Genomic DNA, 16,768 nt, shown 5'->3' with positions numbered 1-16,768 from the left:
TCAACACAGCCTGATCGTTGCGCAGGCACTTTTCGTACAAAGCCTAGCCGCTGCACACATCCGGCTTGCCCGGATGGCGTGCGCCGTTCACCCTCTGCCTACCCCTGCCCAACGGATCGCTGCGCCATGCCCCGCCTGACCCGACTGCTGCCGTTTCTCGCCTGGTTGCCGCGCCAGAACCGCCGCAGCCTGGCCCAGGACCTGCTGGTGGGCCTGAGCGGCGCCATTCTGGCGCTGCCGCAATCGGTCGCCTATGCGCTGATCGCCGGGCTGCCGGCCGAATATGGCCTGTATGCGGCCATCGTGCCGGTGATCGTGGCCTGCCTGTGGGGTTCGTCCTGGCACCTGATCTGCGGCCCCACTGCGGCGATTTCCATCGTGCTGTACGCCAGCATCGGCCCGCTGGCGGTGAGCGGCAGCGCCGACTACGTCACCCTGGTGCTGTTGCTGACCTTCCTGGCGGGGGCGTTCCAGTGGCTGCTGGGCCTGTTGCGTTTCGGCACGGTGGTCAATTTCGTCTCGCAGTCGGTGGTGCTGGGCTTCACCTTGGGCGCGGCAGTGGTGATCGCCTTGGGTCAGTTGCCCAGCCTGCTGGGCCTGGACCTGCCGAGCGAGAGCACGGCACTGAGATCGTTGCAGGCCTTGCTCAGCCATGCCGGGGAGGTGGATGGGCCCTCGTTGGCGCTAGGGCTGGCGACGCTCTTGCTGGGCCTGGCCTTCAAGCTGCTGCGCCCGCGCTGGCCGGGCCTGTTGATCAGCCTGGTCACGGTCAGCCTGGTGGCCTGGCTGCTGCCGGACTGGTTCGGCCAGGTACCACGGGTGCCGGCGTTCAGCGGTCAGTTGCCGCCCTTGAGCCCGTTGCCGTTGCTCGACGTCGAACTGATCCTGCGCCTGCTGCCCAGCGCGGTGGCGGTCGGCATGCTCGGCTTGGTCACCAGCCTGTCCATCGCCCGGTCGCTGTCGGCGCGCTCCGAGCAATTGGTCGACGCCGACCGGGAGATCCGTGGGCAAGGGCTTTCCAACATGGTCGGTGCGTGGTTCTCCGGCTACCTGTCGGCCGGCTCCTTCACCCGTTCGGGCCTGAATCTGGACGCCGGCGCGCGCTCGCCCATGGCTGGGGTGTTTTCCGCCTTGTGGGTGGGGCTGTTCGCGCTGGTGGGTGCCGGGCTGATCGCGCACCTGCCGATTCCGGCGATGGCCGGCAGCATTCTGGTGATCTGCTGGGGCTTGCTCGATCTTCATGCAGTGCGCGCGCTGTTCCGGGTCAGCCGTTCGGAGTTTCTGGTGATGGCCCTGACCGCTGCGGCGACCTTGCTGCTGGAGCTACAGACTGCAATCTACGCCGGGGTACTGGCTTCGCTGTTCTTCTACCTCAAGCGCACCTCGCGGCCCCGCTTGCAGCAGCGCCGCGACGGTGAGGTGGACGTGTTGCGCGTAGGCGGGTCGATCTTCTTCGGTGCGGCGCATTACCTGCAAGTGCAGCTGCAACGCTGCCAGGGGCCGCACGTGGTGATCGAGGCGCAGCAGATCAATTTCATCGACTACTCGGGGGTCGACATGCTGCACCGCGAGGCGCGCCGCTTGCAGCGCGCCGGGGGCAGCCTGACGCTGCGCCGTGCGCCGGCGCAGGTGGTCGAGGAGTTGCAGAAGCTCGAAGGGGCTGCGGGTTGTCCGATCCGGTTCGAGGGCTGAACGGGGCTAGGATCAATGCCTGTCGGTTAAATAGTTGGGGCCGCGTTGCGGCCCCAACCGATACTATTTCGGTTCAACTGACCGGCATCAGGCCATGGCAGGGCTCAGCCACGCGCCAGTTGCCGACGCAGCTCGTCCAGCACCGGCGCGGTCTGCGGACGCACGCCGCGCCACAGGTAGAAAGCTTCGGCCGCTTGCTCCACCAGCATGCCCAGACCGTCGAGGGTCTTCGCCGCGCCCAGGCGCTCGGCCCATTGGCAGAAGGGCGTCGGTTCCTTGCCGTACATCATGTCGTAGCACACCGTGCGCCCCGGCTCGACCAGGCTGTCGGCCAGCGGCGGCAGTTCGCCGGCCAGGCTCGCCGAGGTGGCGTTGACGATCAGGTCCACCGGCTCCTGCAACCAGGCGAAGCCGCTGGCCACCACCGGACCGAGGTCGGCGAAGGCCTGGGCCAGTTGCTCGGCCTTTTCCACCGTGCGGTTGGCGATCACCAGCGATTGCGGGCGCAGCGCCAGGATCGGCTCCAGCACGCCACGTACCGCGCCGCCCGCACCGAGGATGAGGATGCGCTTGCCGGTCAGGTCGAGCCCGGCGTTGCCGGTCAGGTCGCGGACCAGCCCGGCGCCGTCGGTGTTGTCGCCATGCAGGCCGCCGTCTTCGCGCTTGCTCAGGGTGTTCACCGCACCGGCGCGCTGGGCGCGGGCGCTCAAGCTGTCGCACAGGCGGTAGGCTTCTTCCTTGAACGGCACGGTGACGTTGGCGCCGCTGCCGAGCTTGAAGAAGCCCAGGGCGCAGTCGGTGAACTCGTCGAGCGGCGCCAGTAGCGTGCTGTATTCGAGGGCCTCGCCGGTCTGCGCGGCGAACAGGCGCTGGATCAGCGGCGATTTGCTGTGGCCGATCGGGTTGCCGAAGACGACGTATTGATCCATGGGCAGGGTTCCTTGGTTATCCACAGGTGGCCTCACCGAGCCAGTCGCGGTCTTGCAGGAAGTAGTCGGTCAGCCGGGCCTCTTCGCTGCCCGGTACAGGTTTCCAGTCGTAGCCCCAGCGCACCTGCGGCGGCAGCGACATGAGGATCGACTCGGTGCGGCCACCCGATTGCAGGCCGAACAGCGTGCCGCGGTCGTAGACCAGGTTGAATTCCACGTAACGGCCGCGGCGGTATTCCTGGAATTCGCGTTGCTCGGGCGTATAGGGCAGGTGCTTGCGGCGCTGCACGATCGGCAGGTAGGCCTCGACGTAGGCATCGCCGATGGCGCGGATGAAAGCGAAACAGGTGTCGAAGCCCCATTCGTTCAGGTCGTCGAAGAACAACCCGCCGATGCCGCGCGGCTCGCCGCGGTGCTTGAGGTGGAAATAGCGGTCGCACCAGGCCTTGTAGCGCGGGTAGACGTCGGCGCCGAAGGGCGCGCAGGCCTGTTCGGCGACGCGGTGCCAGTGGACGCAGTCTTCTTCGTGGCCATAGTACGGGGTCAGGTCGAAGCCGCCGCCGAACCACCAGACCGCTTCCTCGCCCTCTTTCTCGGCGATGAAGAAACGCACGTTGGCGTGGGACGTGGGCACGTGCGGGTTGTACGGGTGGATCACCAGGGACACGCCCAGCGCCTCGAAACCGCGCCCGGCCAGTTCCGGGCGGTGGGCGCTGGCCGAAGGGGGCAGGCCGTTGCCGAACACGTGGGAGAAGTTCACCCCGCCTTTTTCGATCAACTGGCCTTCGCCGATGACGCGGGTCCGGCCGCCGCCGCCCGCTTCGCGCACCCAGGCGTCTTCGACGAAGCGGGCCTTGCCGTCCTCGTGCTCGAGGGCGGCGCAGATGCGGTCTTGCAGATCGAGCAGGTAGGCCTTCACGGCCTCGGTACGGCTGGACATCGGATCACCTGGCAGGGGCAGAAAATTTCGCCGGGTAGCATACCACCCGGCCAAGACGCGTCGCAGTTGACGGGCATCAAGCAAAGGCGTCCGATAGAGGGCTCGTTTCCCCCTCTATCCAGGAGTGCACGATGGCCCAGCGAATCCAGTTCAGCCAGCATGGCGGCCCCGAAGTCCTGCAATGGGTCGAGTTCGACCCGGCACCACCGGCCGCGCAGCAGGTGCGTGTGCGCAACCAGGCCATCGGTCTGAATTTCATCGACACCTATTTCCGCGGCGGGCTGTACGCGCCGCCGTCCCTGCCGTCCGGGCTGGGCACCGAGGGTGCCGGGGTGGTCGATGCCGTCGGCGAGGGCGTCACCCGTTTCAAGGTCGGTGACCGCGTGGCCTATGCCACCGGGCCCTTGGGCGCCTACAGCGAACTGCATACCCTGCCCGAAGCCAACCTGGTGCACCTGCCGGACGGCATCGGCTTCGAGCAGGCGGCGGCCATCATGCTCAAGGGCTTGACGGTGCAATACCTGCTCAAGCAGACCTACGCCGTGAAACCGGGTGAGACCATTCTGTTCCACGCCGCCGCCGGAGGCGTCGGCTCGCTGGCCTGCCAATGGGCGGCAGCGCTGGGGGCCAAGGTCATCGGCACCGTCGGCAGCGCCGAGAAAGCCGAACGGGCCAAAGCCCTGGGCGCTTGGGCGACCATCGACTACAGCCGCGAAGACGTGGCCCAGCGCGTGCTGGAACTGACCGACGGGCAGAAGGTGCCGGTGGTATACGACGGCGTCGGCGCCGACACCTGGCTGACCTCGCTCGACTGCCTGCAACCGCGCGGCTTGATGGTCAGCTTCGGCAATGCGTCGGGGGCGGTCAGCGGCGTGAATTTAGGCATCCTGTCCCAGAAGGGCTCGCTGTACGTGACCCGGCCGACCTTGGCGACCTACGCCAACACGGCGGAAAACACCCAGGCGATGGCCGACGACCTGTTCGCCATGATCGAGAACGGCAAGCTCAGCGTGGACATCCAGCAGCAGTACCCGCTGCGCGAAGCGGCCAAGGCGCAGACCGAGCTGTCGGCACGGCGTACGGTGGGTTCCACGATTCTGCTGCCTTGAGGTGCGCGGCGGCCTCGCCGCCCATCGCGATATGCGCGCAGCCACTTTGGGAGCAGTGGCTGAGGGGTCACGACTGTGGAAGCGGCTACTGTGGGAGCGACTTCAGTCGCGATGGGCGGCACCGCCGCCCCAAACGGCCGCAATCGCGCCCCATCAGGCGAAGTGCTCGTCGGGGCGGCTTTGCCGCCCATCGCGGCTCAAGCCGCTCCCACAGGTCCGGATCAGCCGCCCTGGTAACTACAGCTGCGCTCCGTCGGGCACAGCGAATTGCTCGGTGGGGCAGCGTGCCGCTCATTGCGGCCGATAGGAGCGCCGAACCGGTCCCCCCACACCTTCAGCCCGGCCGTACGGTTTCGCCGGTGATCAGGTTGCGAATCACGCTCGGATTCTTGCGCCCGCCCAATGCCCCACCCAGCACATGGTCGAGCTGCCCGTGGAAATACTGCTCGACCCGCAGCCGGGTCTTCGCCGCCGGGCGCCCGCCAGGATTGGCAGACGTGGAAATCAACGGCCCCACCAATGCGCACAATTCACGCACCACCGGGTGATCGCTGACGCGCAGGGCCACGCTGTCGTGCTCGCCGGTCACCCATTCGGGCAGCAGATCCTGGTGTGGCACCAGCCAAGTGTTGGGCCCTGGCCAGGTGGCGGCCATGCGCTCGATCCAGTCTTCGGGGAAGTCTTCGAAGAGGAAGTCGAACTGGCGAATGTTGTCGGCCACCAGGATCAGGCCCTTGTGCACAGGCCGTGACTTGAGCGCCAACAGGCGATACACCGCCTCTTCGTCCCAAGGGTCGCAGCCCAGGCCCCAGACCGCTTCGGTCGGATAGGCGATCACCGCGCCCGCCCGAATCTCACGCGCGGCTTGTTGCACACGCCAACTGCTCACCATTGCTGTCTCTCCGAATTCAAGGCCGAGGCGCAGTTTACTTAGCCGGAGCGAGCAAACCAACGACCGGCTTCACAGCTGACTTTGCCGTCGATTTCGAGTTCGCTGAGGTTGGCCAGCACTTGGCTCAGCGGCTGGCCGCAGCGCGCGGCCAACGCCTCGCTGGTATGCGGTGCGGCACGCAGCAGCGCCAGCAGGGGATGGGCCTCGAATTTCGCGGGTGAGGCCGTGGGTACGGGCGCTGGCGGCAGGTTCTGCCAGCCGCGCAGGCTGTCGAGGATCTGCTCGACGTTCTCCACCAGCAGCGCGCCGTCGCGGATCAACTGGTGACAACCCTTGGAGCCTGGATGATGGATAGAGCCGGGAATGGCATACACCTCGCGGCCCTGCTCGGCGGCGAGCCGCGCGGTGATCAACGAACCGCTGGCCAGCCCCGCCTCGACCACCAGCACGCCGAGCGAGAGCCCGCTGATGAGGCGGTTGCGCCGGGGGAAGTTGGCGGGCATGGGACCGGCGTCGAGCGGGTAGTCCGACAGCAGGGCCGAACCGCTTTCGGATATGCGGCGCGCAAGCTCACGGTGGCGCTGTGGATAAAGTTTTTGCAGACCGCTGCCGAGCACCGCCAATGTGCGTCCGCCGACGTCCATCGCCGCCTGATGCGCGGCGCCGTCGATACCCAGCGCCAAGCCGCTGGTGATGGTGAATCCGGCCTTGGCCAGGCAGCGCGAAAAGGCGGCAGCCGTATCTCGCGCCGGTGGCGTGGCGCGGCGGCTGCCGACCACGGCGAGCTGTGGGGTTTCCAGCAGCGCTGGCTCGCCTGCGACGAAAATCAGCGGCGGCGCATCGTCTATCTCGCGCAGCAACGCCGGGTAGCGAATGTCGTCCCACATCAATAAATGCTGGGCCGGACGCTCTAGCCAGGCCATGGCGGCACTGCTGGCCGCACGCAATTCAGGGCTGCGCCGCGCCTCGCTGCTGGTGACGGGAATGCCCAGCGAACGCCAGGCCGAAGCGGGTGCCGAGAGGGCCGAGCCGGCATCGCCGAAGGCAGCGATCAGCGCCTGGAAGCGGCGCGGGCCGATCTCGGGCAGGCCGTGCAGGCGCAGTCGCGCCTCCAGCTCGGCCGGTGGGCAAGTCGGGTGAAATGCAGGTGGCATGGGCGATCATCCTTGATCCAGAGAGGTCGAACCAGAAGGCACAACCTGTGGATAACTCTGTTGATAATGGTCTGAAAACCTGTCGATCGGACAGGTGCTAAAACGACCTGTGACACCCTAGCCGACCTTTGCCAGGTGCCGAACGCCACGATTCCCTTTATTATGTGTGCTCAGTTTTCAACCAAACGTACAGTGACTGCCTGACCCTATGGCCATTTTGAACATCCTCGAATTTCCGGACCCGCGCCTGCGCACCCTCGCCAAACCGGTGACCGCGTTCGACGACGACCTGCGCCAGCTGATCGATGACATGTTTGAAACCATGTACGAAGCGCCGGGCATCGGTCTCGCCGCCACCCAAGTCAACGTGCACCTGCGCCTGGTGGTGATGGACCTGAGCGAAGACCGCAGCGAACCGCGGGTCTTCATCAACCCCGAAGTCGAAGAACTGACCCACGACATGGGCCAGTACCAGGAAGGCTGCCTGTCGGTGCCCGGCTTCTACGAGAACGTCGACCGCCCGCTGCGCGTGCGCATCAAAGCGCTGGGCCGCGACTTCCAGCCCTACGAGCTCGAAGCCGAAGGCCTGCTGGCGGTGTGCATCCAGCACGAGCTGGATCACCTCAACGGCAAGCTGTTCGTCGACTACCTGTCGCAACTCAAGCGCGACCGGATCAAGAAGAAGCTGGAAAAGCAGCACCGCCAGCAGGCTTGAGCCCCTACCTTCCAGAAGGCTTGCCGCGGCAAGCCTTTTTCTTTTCCGAAGCGAGAACGTGATGCGCATTGTCTTTGCGGGCACCCCCGAGTTTGCCGCCGAACACCTCAAGGCCCTGCTCGACGGCCCTGACCAGGTGGTAGCCGTCTATACCCAACCGGACCGCCCCGCCGGGCGCGGGCAGAAACTCATGCCCAGCCCTGTCAAGCAACTGGCCGCGGCCCATGACATTCCCGTGCTGCAGCCGCCGACCTTGCGCAACGCCGAGGCCCAGGCCGAGCTCGCCGCCCTCGCGCCCGATCTCATGGTCGTGGTCGCCTACGGCCTGATCCTGCCCCAGGCCGTGCTCGACATTCCGCGCCTGGGTTGCATCAACAGCCATGCCTCGCTGCTGCCCCGCTGGCGTGGCGCGGCGCCGATCCAGCGCGCGGTGCAAGCCGGCGACGGTGAAAGCGGCGTGACGGTGATGCGCATGGAAGCCGGCCTCGACACCGGGCCGATGCTGCTCAAGGTGGTCACGCCGATCGGCGCCGACGACACCGGCGGCAGCCTGCACGACCGCCTGGCCGAGCTGGGCCCGCCTGCCGTGCTGCAAGCCATCGCCGGCCTGGCGGATGGCTCGCTGCACGGCGAGGTGCAGGACGACGCTCTGGCCACCTATGCGCACAAGCTCAACAAGGACGAAGCGCGCCTGGACTGGAGCCGTCCGGCCGTGGAGCTGGAACGCCTGATCCGCGCCTTCAATCCCTGGCCGATCTGCCACACCACGCTCGACGGCCAAAGCCTCAAGGTGCTCGGCGCGCAGTTATGCACAGGCCAGGGCGCACCCGGTGAAATCCTCAGCGCCAGCAAGCAGGGCCTGGTGGTCGCCTGCGGCGAGCAAGCGTTGAGCCTTACCCGCCTGCAACTGCCCGGCGGCAAGGCCCTGGCCTTCAGCGACCTGTTCAACAGCCGCCGCGAACAATTCGCCGACGGCAAGGTGCTCGGCCAATGAACCCACGCCTGGCAGCCGCCCGCGCACTCGCCGCCGTCCTCAGCGGCAAGGCGTCCTTGAACAGTTCGTTGCCTGCGCAACTGGACAAGGTCGAGGAACGCGACCGCGGCCTCACCCAAGACCTGGCCTTCGGCACCGCCCGCTGGCAGCCGCGCCTGGACCTGCTCGCCGCGCAGCTGCTGCAAAAGCCGTTCAAGGCCGCCGATGCCGATGTGCAGGCGCTGCTGCTGGTGGGCCTGTATCAGTTGTTCTACACGCGCATCCCGGCCCATGCCGCGCTGGGCGAAACCGTCGGTTGCGCCGACAAGCTGAAAAAGCCCTGGGCCAAGGGCCTGCTCAACGCCGTGCTGCGCCGCGCGCAGCGTGAAGGCGAGGCCTTGCTCGCCGAGCTCGAGCGCGACCCGGTGGTGCGCACCGCGCATCCGCGTTGGCTACAGAAGTCGCTCAAGGCGTTCTGGCCGCAGCAGTGGGAAGCCATCTGCGCCGCCAACAACGCCCACCCGCCGATGATCCTGCGGGTCAACCGTCGCCACCACAGCCGTGATGCCTACCTGGCTCTGCTCGCCGAAGCCGGCGTCCCCGCCAGCGCCTGCCGCTACAGCCGCGACGGTATCGTGCTGCAAGCGCCGTGCGACGTGCGCGGCCTGCCAGGCTTCGCCGAAGGCTGGATCAGCGTGCAGGACGAAGCCGCGCAGCTGTCGGCCGACTTGCTGGAACTGGCCCCCGGCCAACGCGTGCTCGATGCCTGCTGCGCCCCGGGCGGCAAGACCTGCCACCTGCTCGAGGCCGAGCCGGGCCTGGCGCAGATGGTGGCCATCGACCTCGAAGCCAAGCGCCTGACGCGCGTGCGCGAGAACCTCGACCGTTTGCAGCTCGACGCCCAGTTGATCGCCTGCGATGCCCGCGATACCGCCAGTTGGTGGGACGGCAAGCCGTTCCAGCGCATCCTGCTCGACGCACCGTGCTCGGCCACCGGCGTGATCCGCCGTCACCCGGACATCAAGCTGACCCGCCAGGCCGACGACATCCCGGCGCTGGCCAGCCTGCAAGGCGAGCTGCTCGACGCCCTGTGGCCCACCTTGGAGGTGGGCGGCATGCTGCTCTACGCCACCTGCTCCAGCCTGCCCACCGAGAACACTGAAGTGGTTGCCGCGTTCCTCGCCCGCACCCCCGGTGCCCGCGAGCTGGACCTGGCCACCGACGCCGGCCTGCGCCAACCCCATGGCCGCCAGCTGCTGGCCCAGGAAGGCGGGCACGATGGGTTCTACTACGCCAAACTGATCAAGATCGCCGCCACGCGCGGATAACCACGAAGGGCAAGACAGCCGATGAAGATCATCATCCTCGGTGCCGGCCAGGTGGGCGGTTCCCTGGCGGAGAACCTGGCCAGCGAAGCGAACGACATCACCGTGGTCGACACCGACGCCGAGCGCCTGCGCGACCTCGGCGACCGCCTCGACATCCGCACCGTGCAGGGCCGCGGCTCGCTGCCTACGGTGCTGCGCCAGGCCGGCGCGGAAGACGCCGACATGCTGGTGGCGGTGACCAACAGCGACGAAACCAACATGGTCGCCTGCCAGGTGGCCTACACCCTGTTCCACACTCCGACCAAGATCGCCCGAGTACGTGAAGCGGCCTACCTCACGCGCCGCGAGCTGTTCGACAACGAGGCCATTCCGGTCGACGTGCTGATCAGCCCCGAGCAGGTGGTGACCAACTACATCAAGCGCCTGATCGAGCAGCCCGGCGCCTTGCAGGTGATCGATTTCGCCGGCGGCAAGGCGCAACTGGTGGCGGTCAAGGCCTACTACGGCGGGCCGCTGGTCGGCCAGCAACTGCGCCAGATCCGCGCCCACATGCCCAACGTCGACACCCGCGTGGCGGCCATCTTCCGCCGCGACCGCTCGATCAAGCCGCAAGGCGACACGGTGATCGAGGCCGACGACGAGGTGTTCTTCATCGCCGCCAAGCGCGACATCCGCGCGGTGATGGGCGAGCTGCGGCGCATCGACGAGAGCAACAAGCGGGTGGTGATCGCAGGCGGCGGGCAGATCGGCGAGCGCCTGGCCGAGGCCATCGAAAGTCGCTACCAGGTCAAGATCATCGAGATGAACCCGGCGCGCTGCCGGCACCTGTCCGACACCCTGGAAAGCACCGTGGTCCTGCAAGGCAGCGCCTCCGACCGCGACCTGATGCTCGAAGAGAACATCGCCGAGGCCGACATCTTCCTGGCCCTGACCAACGATGACGAAGCCAACATCATGTCGTCGCTGCTGGCCAAGCGTCTGGGCGCGCGCAAGGTGATGACGCTGATCAACAACCCGGCCTACGTGGACCTGGTGCAGGGCGGCGAGATCGACATCGCCATCAGCCCGCAACTGGCGACCATCGGTACGCTGCTGGCGCACGTGCGCCGTGGCGACATCGTCAGCGTGCACTCCCTGCGCCGCGGCGCGGCCGAAGCCATCGAGGCCGTGGCCCATGGCGACGCCAAGTCGAGCAAGGTGGTGGGCAAGGCCATCGCCGAGATCACGCTGCCGCCGGGGACGACCATCGGTGCGATCATCCGCGCCGAACAGGTGCTGATCGCCCACGACGTGACGGTAATCGAAAGCGGCGATCATGTGATCCTGTTCGTTGTGGATAAAAAGCACATACGCGATGTGGAAAAGCTGTTCCACGTCGGGTTGAGTTTCTTCTAGCAGGAGCCGGAAACATGCGTGAGTCGCTGGAAAAGGTGCTGGCCAAGGGTGTGGATAACCCGCTGTTGCGCTTTGGCCTGGGCAAGGCCTGGCTCGACGAAGGCAATGGCGCCGAAGCGGCGCTGCACCTGGCCCGCTGTGTGGAACAGGACCCGAAGTATTCGGCGGCCTGGAAACTGCTCGGCAAGGCCTATCAAGTGCAAGGCGATCTGGATGCAGCGCGCCAGGCGTGGGAGGAGGGGGTGAACGCGGCCCAGGCCCACGGCGACAAGCAGGCCGAGAAAGAGATGACGGTCTTTCTCAAGAAGCTGAACAAGACCCTGTAAAAGCCGATTCCGGCCTTCGGGCATGTGGGGCTCGCGCTGCTAGCGCCCATACCATCGGCACTAACCTCCAGCCGTGGCGGAGCCCCCTGTGGGAGCGGCTTAAGCCGCGATGGCCGGCGCAGCCGGCCCAACCCAGGCCATACCGTCGACCTGCTGAATCGCCCTGGCTGACAGGGAAAGCCCTGTGGTTCGCGCTGGGCCACCCTGCCTTCAATACCAGCGCGCCTCGCCCGCCGGCCGCTTCTTGAAGCGCTTCATGCTCCACATGTACTGGCTCGGATACGCCCGTACATAACGCTCCACCACCTGGCTCATGGCCGCCGCCGACTCGGCGACGTCCAGGCTGTACATGGCTTCGGGCGCCGCCTCCAGGATCACCTTGAAGCCCGAACCGTCGGGCAGGCGCAAGGCGTGCAGGAACACTCCGACCGCCTTGCCGCCGGCGAGCATGTTCGGCACGAACTTGCTGGTCAGCGCCTGGGTACCGAGGAAGGGCACGAACACGCCGGCCGACTCCGCTGGCTCCGGGTCGGCGGGGATGCCCACCTGGCCGCCGCGCCGCACTTCCTTGATGACGCTCAAGATGCCTTCCTTGGTGGACGGCGCCACGCGGTTGCCCATCTGCACCCGCTGCTCGCGCAGCAGGTCGTCCACCGCCTTGAGCTTGGGCGGGCGGTAGAAGATGATCGGTTTGCACTGGTTGCAATAGAAGTGGTTGAGCACTTCCCAATTGCCCAGATGGCTGGTGATGCCCACCACGCCCTTGCCCGAAGCCAACGCCTGGTGCAGCACGTCCAGGCCTTCGACTTCCTTGACCAGGTCGATGGAGCGCTGCGGGTGCCAGATCCAGGCGCAGGCGCTTTCCACGAAGGATTTGCCAATGTCGCGCAAGGCGCGGCCGACCAACTGCTCGCGCTCGACGGGGTCCATTTCCGGGAAGCACTTGGCCAGGTTGATGCGCACCACGTTGCGCGAGCCGGTGGGCAGTTTCCACATCAGCCAGCCGAGGCCGGCGCCCACCCGCTGTACGCCGCCCCAGGGGAGCTTGGCCAACAGGCGCAAGGCTCCGACCATCACGGCGCCTTTGAATTTTTCCACAGGGCATTCCTCATAGCTGCAAGCGGCGCATTGTACCTGTCAGCGCACCAGCTCGGCGTAGCGATCGCAATCGGTGGTGTGGTCCATGACCATGCCGGTGGCCTGCATCAGCGCGTAGCAGATGGTGGGGCCGACGAAGGTGAAACCGGCTTTCTTCAAAGCCTTGCTCATGGCGACGGACTCTTCGGTGAAGGCCGGGATGTCGCTGTGCCTGGCGAAATGGTTGACCTTGGGCGCGCCGCCGACGAACGACCACAACCACTCGGCAGGGTTATCCACAGCCAGCCAGGCCTGGGCGTTGCGCCGCGCAGCGTTGAGCTTGAGGCGGTTGCGGATGATGCTCGCGTCCTGCATCAATTCCTCAATGCGCGCATCGCTCATCTGCGCCAGGCGCACCGGGTCGAAGCCGTACAGCACTTCGCGGTAGCGCTCGCGCTTGCGCAGGATGGTGATCCACGACAGCCCCGCCTGGAACCCTTCGAGCAAAAGCACCTCGAAGAGCAACGCCGGATCACGCCGCGGCGTACCCCATTCATGGTCGTGATAGGCCTGATACAACGGATCGTCGGTACACCAAAAGCAGCGTGGCATAAGGCTCCAATACGTAGAGGGCGAGGCGAAACGGGTTATACTCCCGCTCTTTACATCCGCATCCCCAGATACAGGTGAATTTCGTGAGCCAGCCTACGCCAGCCGTGCGTACCTTCCAAGACCTGATCCTCGCCCTGCAGAAGTACTGGGCCGAGCAAGGTTGTGTGGTGCTTCAGCCCTACGATATGGAAGTAGGCGCCGGCACTTTCCACACCGCCACTTTCCTGCGTGCCGTCGGCCCGGAAACCTGGAACGCGGCCTACGTGCAGCCGAGCCGTCGGCCCGGCGACGGGCGCTACGGCGAGAACCCCAACCGCCTGCAGCACTACTACCAGTTCCAGGTGGTGCTCAAGCCCAACCCCGCCAACTTCCAGGAGCTGTACCTCGGCTCGCTGAAGTCGATCGGTCTGGACCCGCTGGTCCACGACATCCGCTTCGTCGAAGACAACTGGGAATCGCCGACCCTCGGCGCCTGGGGTCTGGGTTGGGAAATCTGGCTCAACGGCATGGAAGTCTCGCAGTTCACCTACTTCCAGCAGGCCGGCGGCATCGAGTGCTACCCGGTCACCGGTGAAATCACCTATGGCCTGGAGCGTCTGGCCATGTACATCCAAGGCGTCGACTCGGTCTACGACCTGGTCTGGGCCGACGGTCCGTTCGGTGTGGTCACCTATGGCGACGTGTTCCACCAGAACGAAGTGGAGCAGTCGACCTACAACTTCGAGCACGCCAACGTCGAGAAGCTGTTCGAACTGTTCGACTTCTACGAAAGCGAAGCCAACCGCCTGATCAAGCTCGACCTGCCGCTGCCGACCTACGAAATGGTCCTCAAGGCGTCGCACACCTTCAACCTGCTCGATGCCCGCCGTGCCATTTCGGTGACCGAACGCCAGCGCTACATCCTGCGCGTGCGCACCCTGGCCCGCGACGTGGCGCAGAGCTACCTGATGGCCCGCGCGCGCCTGGGCTTCCCCCTGGCGACCCCGGAACTGCGCGACGAAGTGTTGGCCAAGCTGGAGATTACAGAATGAGTACCCAAGATTTCCTGGTTGAGCTGGGTACCGAAGAGCTGCCGCCCAAAGTCCTCGCGGCCCTGGGCGATGCATTGCTGGCCGGTATCGAGAAAGGCCTGCAGGCCGCTGGCCTGGGCTTCACCGGCAAGCACGTGTATGCAGCACCGCGCCGCCTGGCCGTGCTGATCCGCGCGCTCGACCTGCACCAGCCCGACCGCAGCATCAACATCGACGGCCCGCCGCGCCAGGCCGCCTTCGACGCCGAGGGCAACCCGACCCAAGCGGCACTGGGCTTCGCCAAGAAGTGCGGCGTGGAGCTAGCCGAGATCGACCAGAGCGGTCCCAAGCTGCGCTTCTCCCAGCACATTCCGGGCAAGGCCACCCGCGACCTGCTGCCGACCATCGTCGAAGACTCCCTCAACGACCTGCCGATTCCCAAGCGCATGCGCTGGGCCGCCAGCCGCGAAGAGTTCGTGCGTCCGCCGCAGTGGCTGGTGATGCTGCTGGGCGATGACGTCGTCGACTGTACCCTGCTGTCGCAGAAGGCCGGCCGCCACTCCCGTGGCCACCGCTTCCACCACCCGGAGCCGGTGTTGATCACCAGCCCGGCGAACTATGCCGAAGACCTGCTCAAGGCGTCGGTGATCGCTGATTTCGCCGTACGCCGCGACCTGATCGCCGAACGCACCCACGCGCTGGCCCGCCAGCAGGGCGGCAGCGCCATCGTGCCGCCTGCGCTGCTCGACGAAGTCACCGCCCTGGTGGAATGGCCGGTGCCGCTGGTGTGCTCGTTCGAGGAACGTTTCCTAGACGTGCCGCAGGAAGCGCTGATCACCACCATGCAGGACAACCAGAAGTACTTCTGCCTGCTCGACGACGACGGCAAGTTGCTGCCGCGCTTCATCACCGTGGCCAACGTCGACAGCCGCGACCCGCAGCAGATCGTCCAAGGCAACGAGAAGGTCGTGCGCCCACGCCTGACCGACGCCGAGTTCTTCTTCAAGCAGGACAAGAAGCAGCCGTTGGAAACCTTCAACGATCGTCTCAAGAACGTGGTCTTCCAGGCGCAGCTGGGCAGCGTCTACGACAAGGCCGTGCGCGTTTCCAAGCTGGCGGCGCTGATCGCCCCGCGCATCGGCGGCGACGCCCAGCGCGCGGCCCGCGCGGGCCTGTTGAGCAAATGCGACCTGGCCACCGAGATGGTCGGCGAGTTCCCCGAGATGCAAGGCATCGCCGGTTTCTACTACGCCCTCAACGATGGCGAGCCGGAAGACGTCGCCCTGGCGCTGAACGAGCAGTACATGCCGCGCGGTGCCGGCGCCGAATTGCCGGAAACCCTGACCGGTGCCGCCGTGGCCATCGCCGACAAGCTCGACACCCTGGTCGGCATCTTCGGCATCGGCATGCTGCCTACCGGCAGCAAAGACCCCTATGCCTTGCGCCGCGCGGCGTTGGGTGTGCTGCGCATCCTCATCGAGAAGAAGCTCGAACTCGACCTGATCGAGGCGGTGCAATTCGCCGTCGCCCAGTTCGGCAGCACGGTCAAGGTCCAGGGCCTGGCCGACCAGGTGCAGGAGTTCATCTTCGACCGCCTGCGTGCGCGCTACGAAGACGAAGGCATCGATGTCGCCACCTACCTCTCGGTACGTGCCCTCAAGCCGACTTCGGCATTGGACTTCGACCAGCGTGTGCAGGCCGTACAGGCCTTCCGCCGCCTGCCCGAAGCCGATGCGCTGGCAGCGGTGAACAAGCGTGTGTCGAACCTGCTGAGCAAGGCCGAAGGCGCGATCTCGCCCCAGGTCGAGCCCAAGTACTTCGACAACGCCAACGAGTTCTCGCTGTATTCGGCCATCCAGCAAGCCGACCATGCCGTGCAACCGATGGCCGAAGCCCGCCAGTACAGCGAAACGCTGGCGCGCCTGGCCGCGCTGCGCGAGCCGGTGGACGCCTTCTTCGAGGCGGTGATGGTCAACGCCGAGGACGCCAAGGTGCGCGCCAACCGTTACGCCCTGCTCAGCCGCCTGCGCGGTCTGTTCCTGGGCGTGGCCGACATCTCGTTGCTGGGGTGAGCCTTGAAGCTGCTGATACTTGATCGGGACGGGGTGATCAATTTCGACTCCGACGCGTACATCAAGTCGCTGTCGGAGTGGGTCCCCATTCCCGGCTCGATCGAGGCCATCGCGCGGTTGAGCAAGGCCGGTTGGACGGTGGCGGTCGCCACCAACCAATCGGGCCTGGCGCGCGGCTATTACCCGCTCGAAACCCTCGACGCCATGCACGCGCACCTGCGCGAGCTGGTGGCAGAGGAGGGCGGTACGCTGGGGCTGGTCGTCCATTGCCCGCACGGCCCCGACGAAGGCTGCGCCTGCCGCAAGCCCAAGCCGGGCATGCTGGTGACGATCGCCGAGCATTACCAACATCCGCTGGAAGGGGTCTGGTTCGTCGGCGACAGCCGTGGCGACCTGGACGCCGCCCTGGCGGTCGGTGCCCAACCCGTGCTGGTCAAGACCGGCAAAGGCGAGCGCACGTTGGACAAGGGCGTGCCCACCGGCACCCTGATTTACGACGACCTGGCCTGCGTGGCCCAGGCCCTAATTTAAACGGTGCGCCTCG

General features: G+C 66.4%; 16 protein-coding genes. 10 read left to right on the top strand and 6 right to left on the bottom strand.

Annotated features, from left to right (window positions below):
* Positions 1-126 precede the first annotated feature (126 nt).
* Positions 127-1,692 (top strand): SulP family inorganic anion transporter, encoded by a 1,566-nt coding sequence (locus tag ACSMEV_RS03960; protein WP_459207338.1) that lies wholly within the window; start codon positions 127-129, stop codon positions 1,690-1,692.
* A gap of 104 nt (positions 1,693-1,796) precedes the next feature.
* On the opposite strand, the gene aroE is transcribed toward ACSMEV_RS03960, so the two are convergent.
* A complete protein-coding gene (aroE, locus tag ACSMEV_RS03955) occupies positions 1,797-2,621 on the bottom strand; it encodes a shikimate dehydrogenase (RefSeq protein ID WP_459207337.1) in 825 nt (274 codons plus the stop codon).
* A gap of 16 nt (positions 2,622-2,637) precedes the next feature.
* Positions 2,638-3,561 carry an oxygen-dependent coproporphyrinogen oxidase gene (hemF, locus tag ACSMEV_RS03950; RefSeq protein ID WP_459207336.1) on the bottom strand — a complete coding sequence of 308 codons (924 nt, stop codon included), beginning with the start codon at positions 3,559-3,561 and terminating at the stop codon, positions 2,638-2,640.
* A gap of 131 nt (positions 3,562-3,692) precedes the next feature.
* On the opposite strand from hemF, the gene ACSMEV_RS03945 reads away from it, so the two are divergent.
* Entirely contained in the window at positions 3,693-4,670 is a 978-nt protein-coding gene (locus tag ACSMEV_RS03945) for an NADPH:quinone reductase (RefSeq protein ID WP_459207335.1), read from the top strand.
* Positions 4,671-5,004: 334 nt separating this feature from the next.
* Here ACSMEV_RS03945 and ACSMEV_RS03940 read toward each other — a convergent pair whose 3' ends face one another.
* Together ACSMEV_RS03940 and dprA are read right to left on the bottom strand one after the other, a co-directional pair.
* Positions 5,005-5,562 (bottom strand): L-threonylcarbamoyladenylate synthase, encoded by a 558-nt coding sequence (locus ACSMEV_RS03940; protein ID WP_296267132.1) that lies wholly within the window; start codon positions 5,560-5,562, stop codon positions 5,005-5,007.
* A 38-nt stretch (positions 5,563-5,600) separates the two neighbouring features.
* Positions 5,601-6,716 carry a DNA-processing protein DprA gene (gene dprA, locus ACSMEV_RS03935; RefSeq protein ID WP_459207334.1) on the bottom strand — a complete coding sequence of 372 codons (1,116 nt, stop codon included), beginning with the start codon at positions 6,714-6,716 and terminating at the stop codon, positions 5,601-5,603.
* Between the two features lie 208 nt (positions 6,717-6,924).
* Here dprA and def point away from each other — a divergent pair, with 208 nt between their 5' ends.
* From def to ACSMEV_RS03910, 5 genes are all read left to right on the top strand, one after another.
* Entirely contained in the window at positions 6,925-7,431 is a 507-nt protein-coding gene (def, locus tag ACSMEV_RS03930) for a peptide deformylase (protein ID WP_296267128.1), read from the top strand.
* A 61-nt stretch (positions 7,432-7,492) separates the two neighbouring features.
* Positions 7,493-8,425, top strand: a complete 933-nt coding sequence (fmt, locus tag ACSMEV_RS03925) for a methionyl-tRNA formyltransferase (RefSeq protein ID WP_459207333.1) — start codon at positions 7,493-7,495, stop codon at positions 8,423-8,425.
* Positions 8,422-9,732 (top strand): 16S rRNA (cytosine(967)-C(5))-methyltransferase RsmB, encoded by a 1,311-nt coding sequence (rsmB, locus tag ACSMEV_RS03920; RefSeq protein ID WP_459207332.1) that lies wholly within the window; start codon positions 8,422-8,424, stop codon positions 9,730-9,732. The genes fmt and rsmB overlap by 4 nt, the downstream gene beginning before the upstream one ends.
* A gap of 21 nt (positions 9,733-9,753) precedes the next feature.
* Positions 9,754-11,127 (top strand): Trk system potassium transporter TrkA, encoded by a 1,374-nt coding sequence (gene trkA / locus ACSMEV_RS03915; RefSeq protein WP_413045651.1) that lies wholly within the window; start codon positions 9,754-9,756, stop codon positions 11,125-11,127.
* A gap of 14 nt (positions 11,128-11,141) precedes the next feature.
* A complete protein-coding gene (locus tag ACSMEV_RS03910) occupies positions 11,142-11,453 on the top strand; it encodes a tetratricopeptide repeat protein (protein ID WP_459207331.1) in 312 nt (103 codons plus the stop codon).
* Between the two features lie 210 nt (positions 11,454-11,663).
* On the opposite strand, the gene ACSMEV_RS03905 is transcribed toward ACSMEV_RS03910, so the two are convergent.
* Together ACSMEV_RS03905 and ACSMEV_RS03900 are read right to left on the bottom strand one after the other, a co-directional pair.
* A complete protein-coding gene (locus ACSMEV_RS03905; RefSeq protein ID WP_459207330.1) occupies positions 11,664-12,551 on the bottom strand; it encodes a lysophospholipid acyltransferase in 888 nt (295 codons plus the stop codon).
* Between the two features lie 39 nt (positions 12,552-12,590).
* Positions 12,591-13,142, bottom strand: coding sequence for a DNA-3-methyladenine glycosylase I (locus ACSMEV_RS03900; protein ID WP_459207329.1), 552 nt, complete (start codon positions 13,140-13,142; stop codon positions 12,591-12,593).
* A gap of 83 nt (positions 13,143-13,225) precedes the next feature.
* On the opposite strand from ACSMEV_RS03900, the gene glyQ reads away from it, so the two are divergent.
* Genes glyQ through gmhB form a run of 3 tightly spaced genes read left to right on the top strand, consistent with a single transcriptional unit; the run spans position 13,226 to position 16,755 of the window.
* A complete protein-coding gene (gene glyQ / locus ACSMEV_RS03895; RefSeq protein ID WP_296267115.1) occupies positions 13,226-14,173 on the top strand; it encodes a glycine--tRNA ligase subunit alpha in 948 nt (315 codons plus the stop codon).
* Positions 14,170-16,224, top strand: coding sequence for a glycine--tRNA ligase subunit beta (glyS, locus tag ACSMEV_RS03890; RefSeq protein ID WP_459207328.1), 2,055 nt, complete (start codon positions 14,170-14,172; stop codon positions 16,222-16,224). Before glyQ ends, glyS begins: the two co-directional genes overlap by 4 nt.
* Positions 16,225-16,227: 3 nt before the next feature.
* A complete protein-coding gene (gmhB, locus tag ACSMEV_RS03885; protein ID WP_459207327.1) occupies positions 16,228-16,755 on the top strand; it encodes a D-glycero-beta-D-manno-heptose 1,7-bisphosphate 7-phosphatase in 528 nt (175 codons plus the stop codon).
* Positions 16,756-16,768: the final 13 nt, after the last annotated feature.

This window comes from Pseudomonas sp. MLB6B (genome assembly GCF_054508135.1).
The sequence above is the reverse complement of the archived record's forward strand: the minus strand, read 5'-3'. Positions and strand labels throughout refer to the sequence as shown.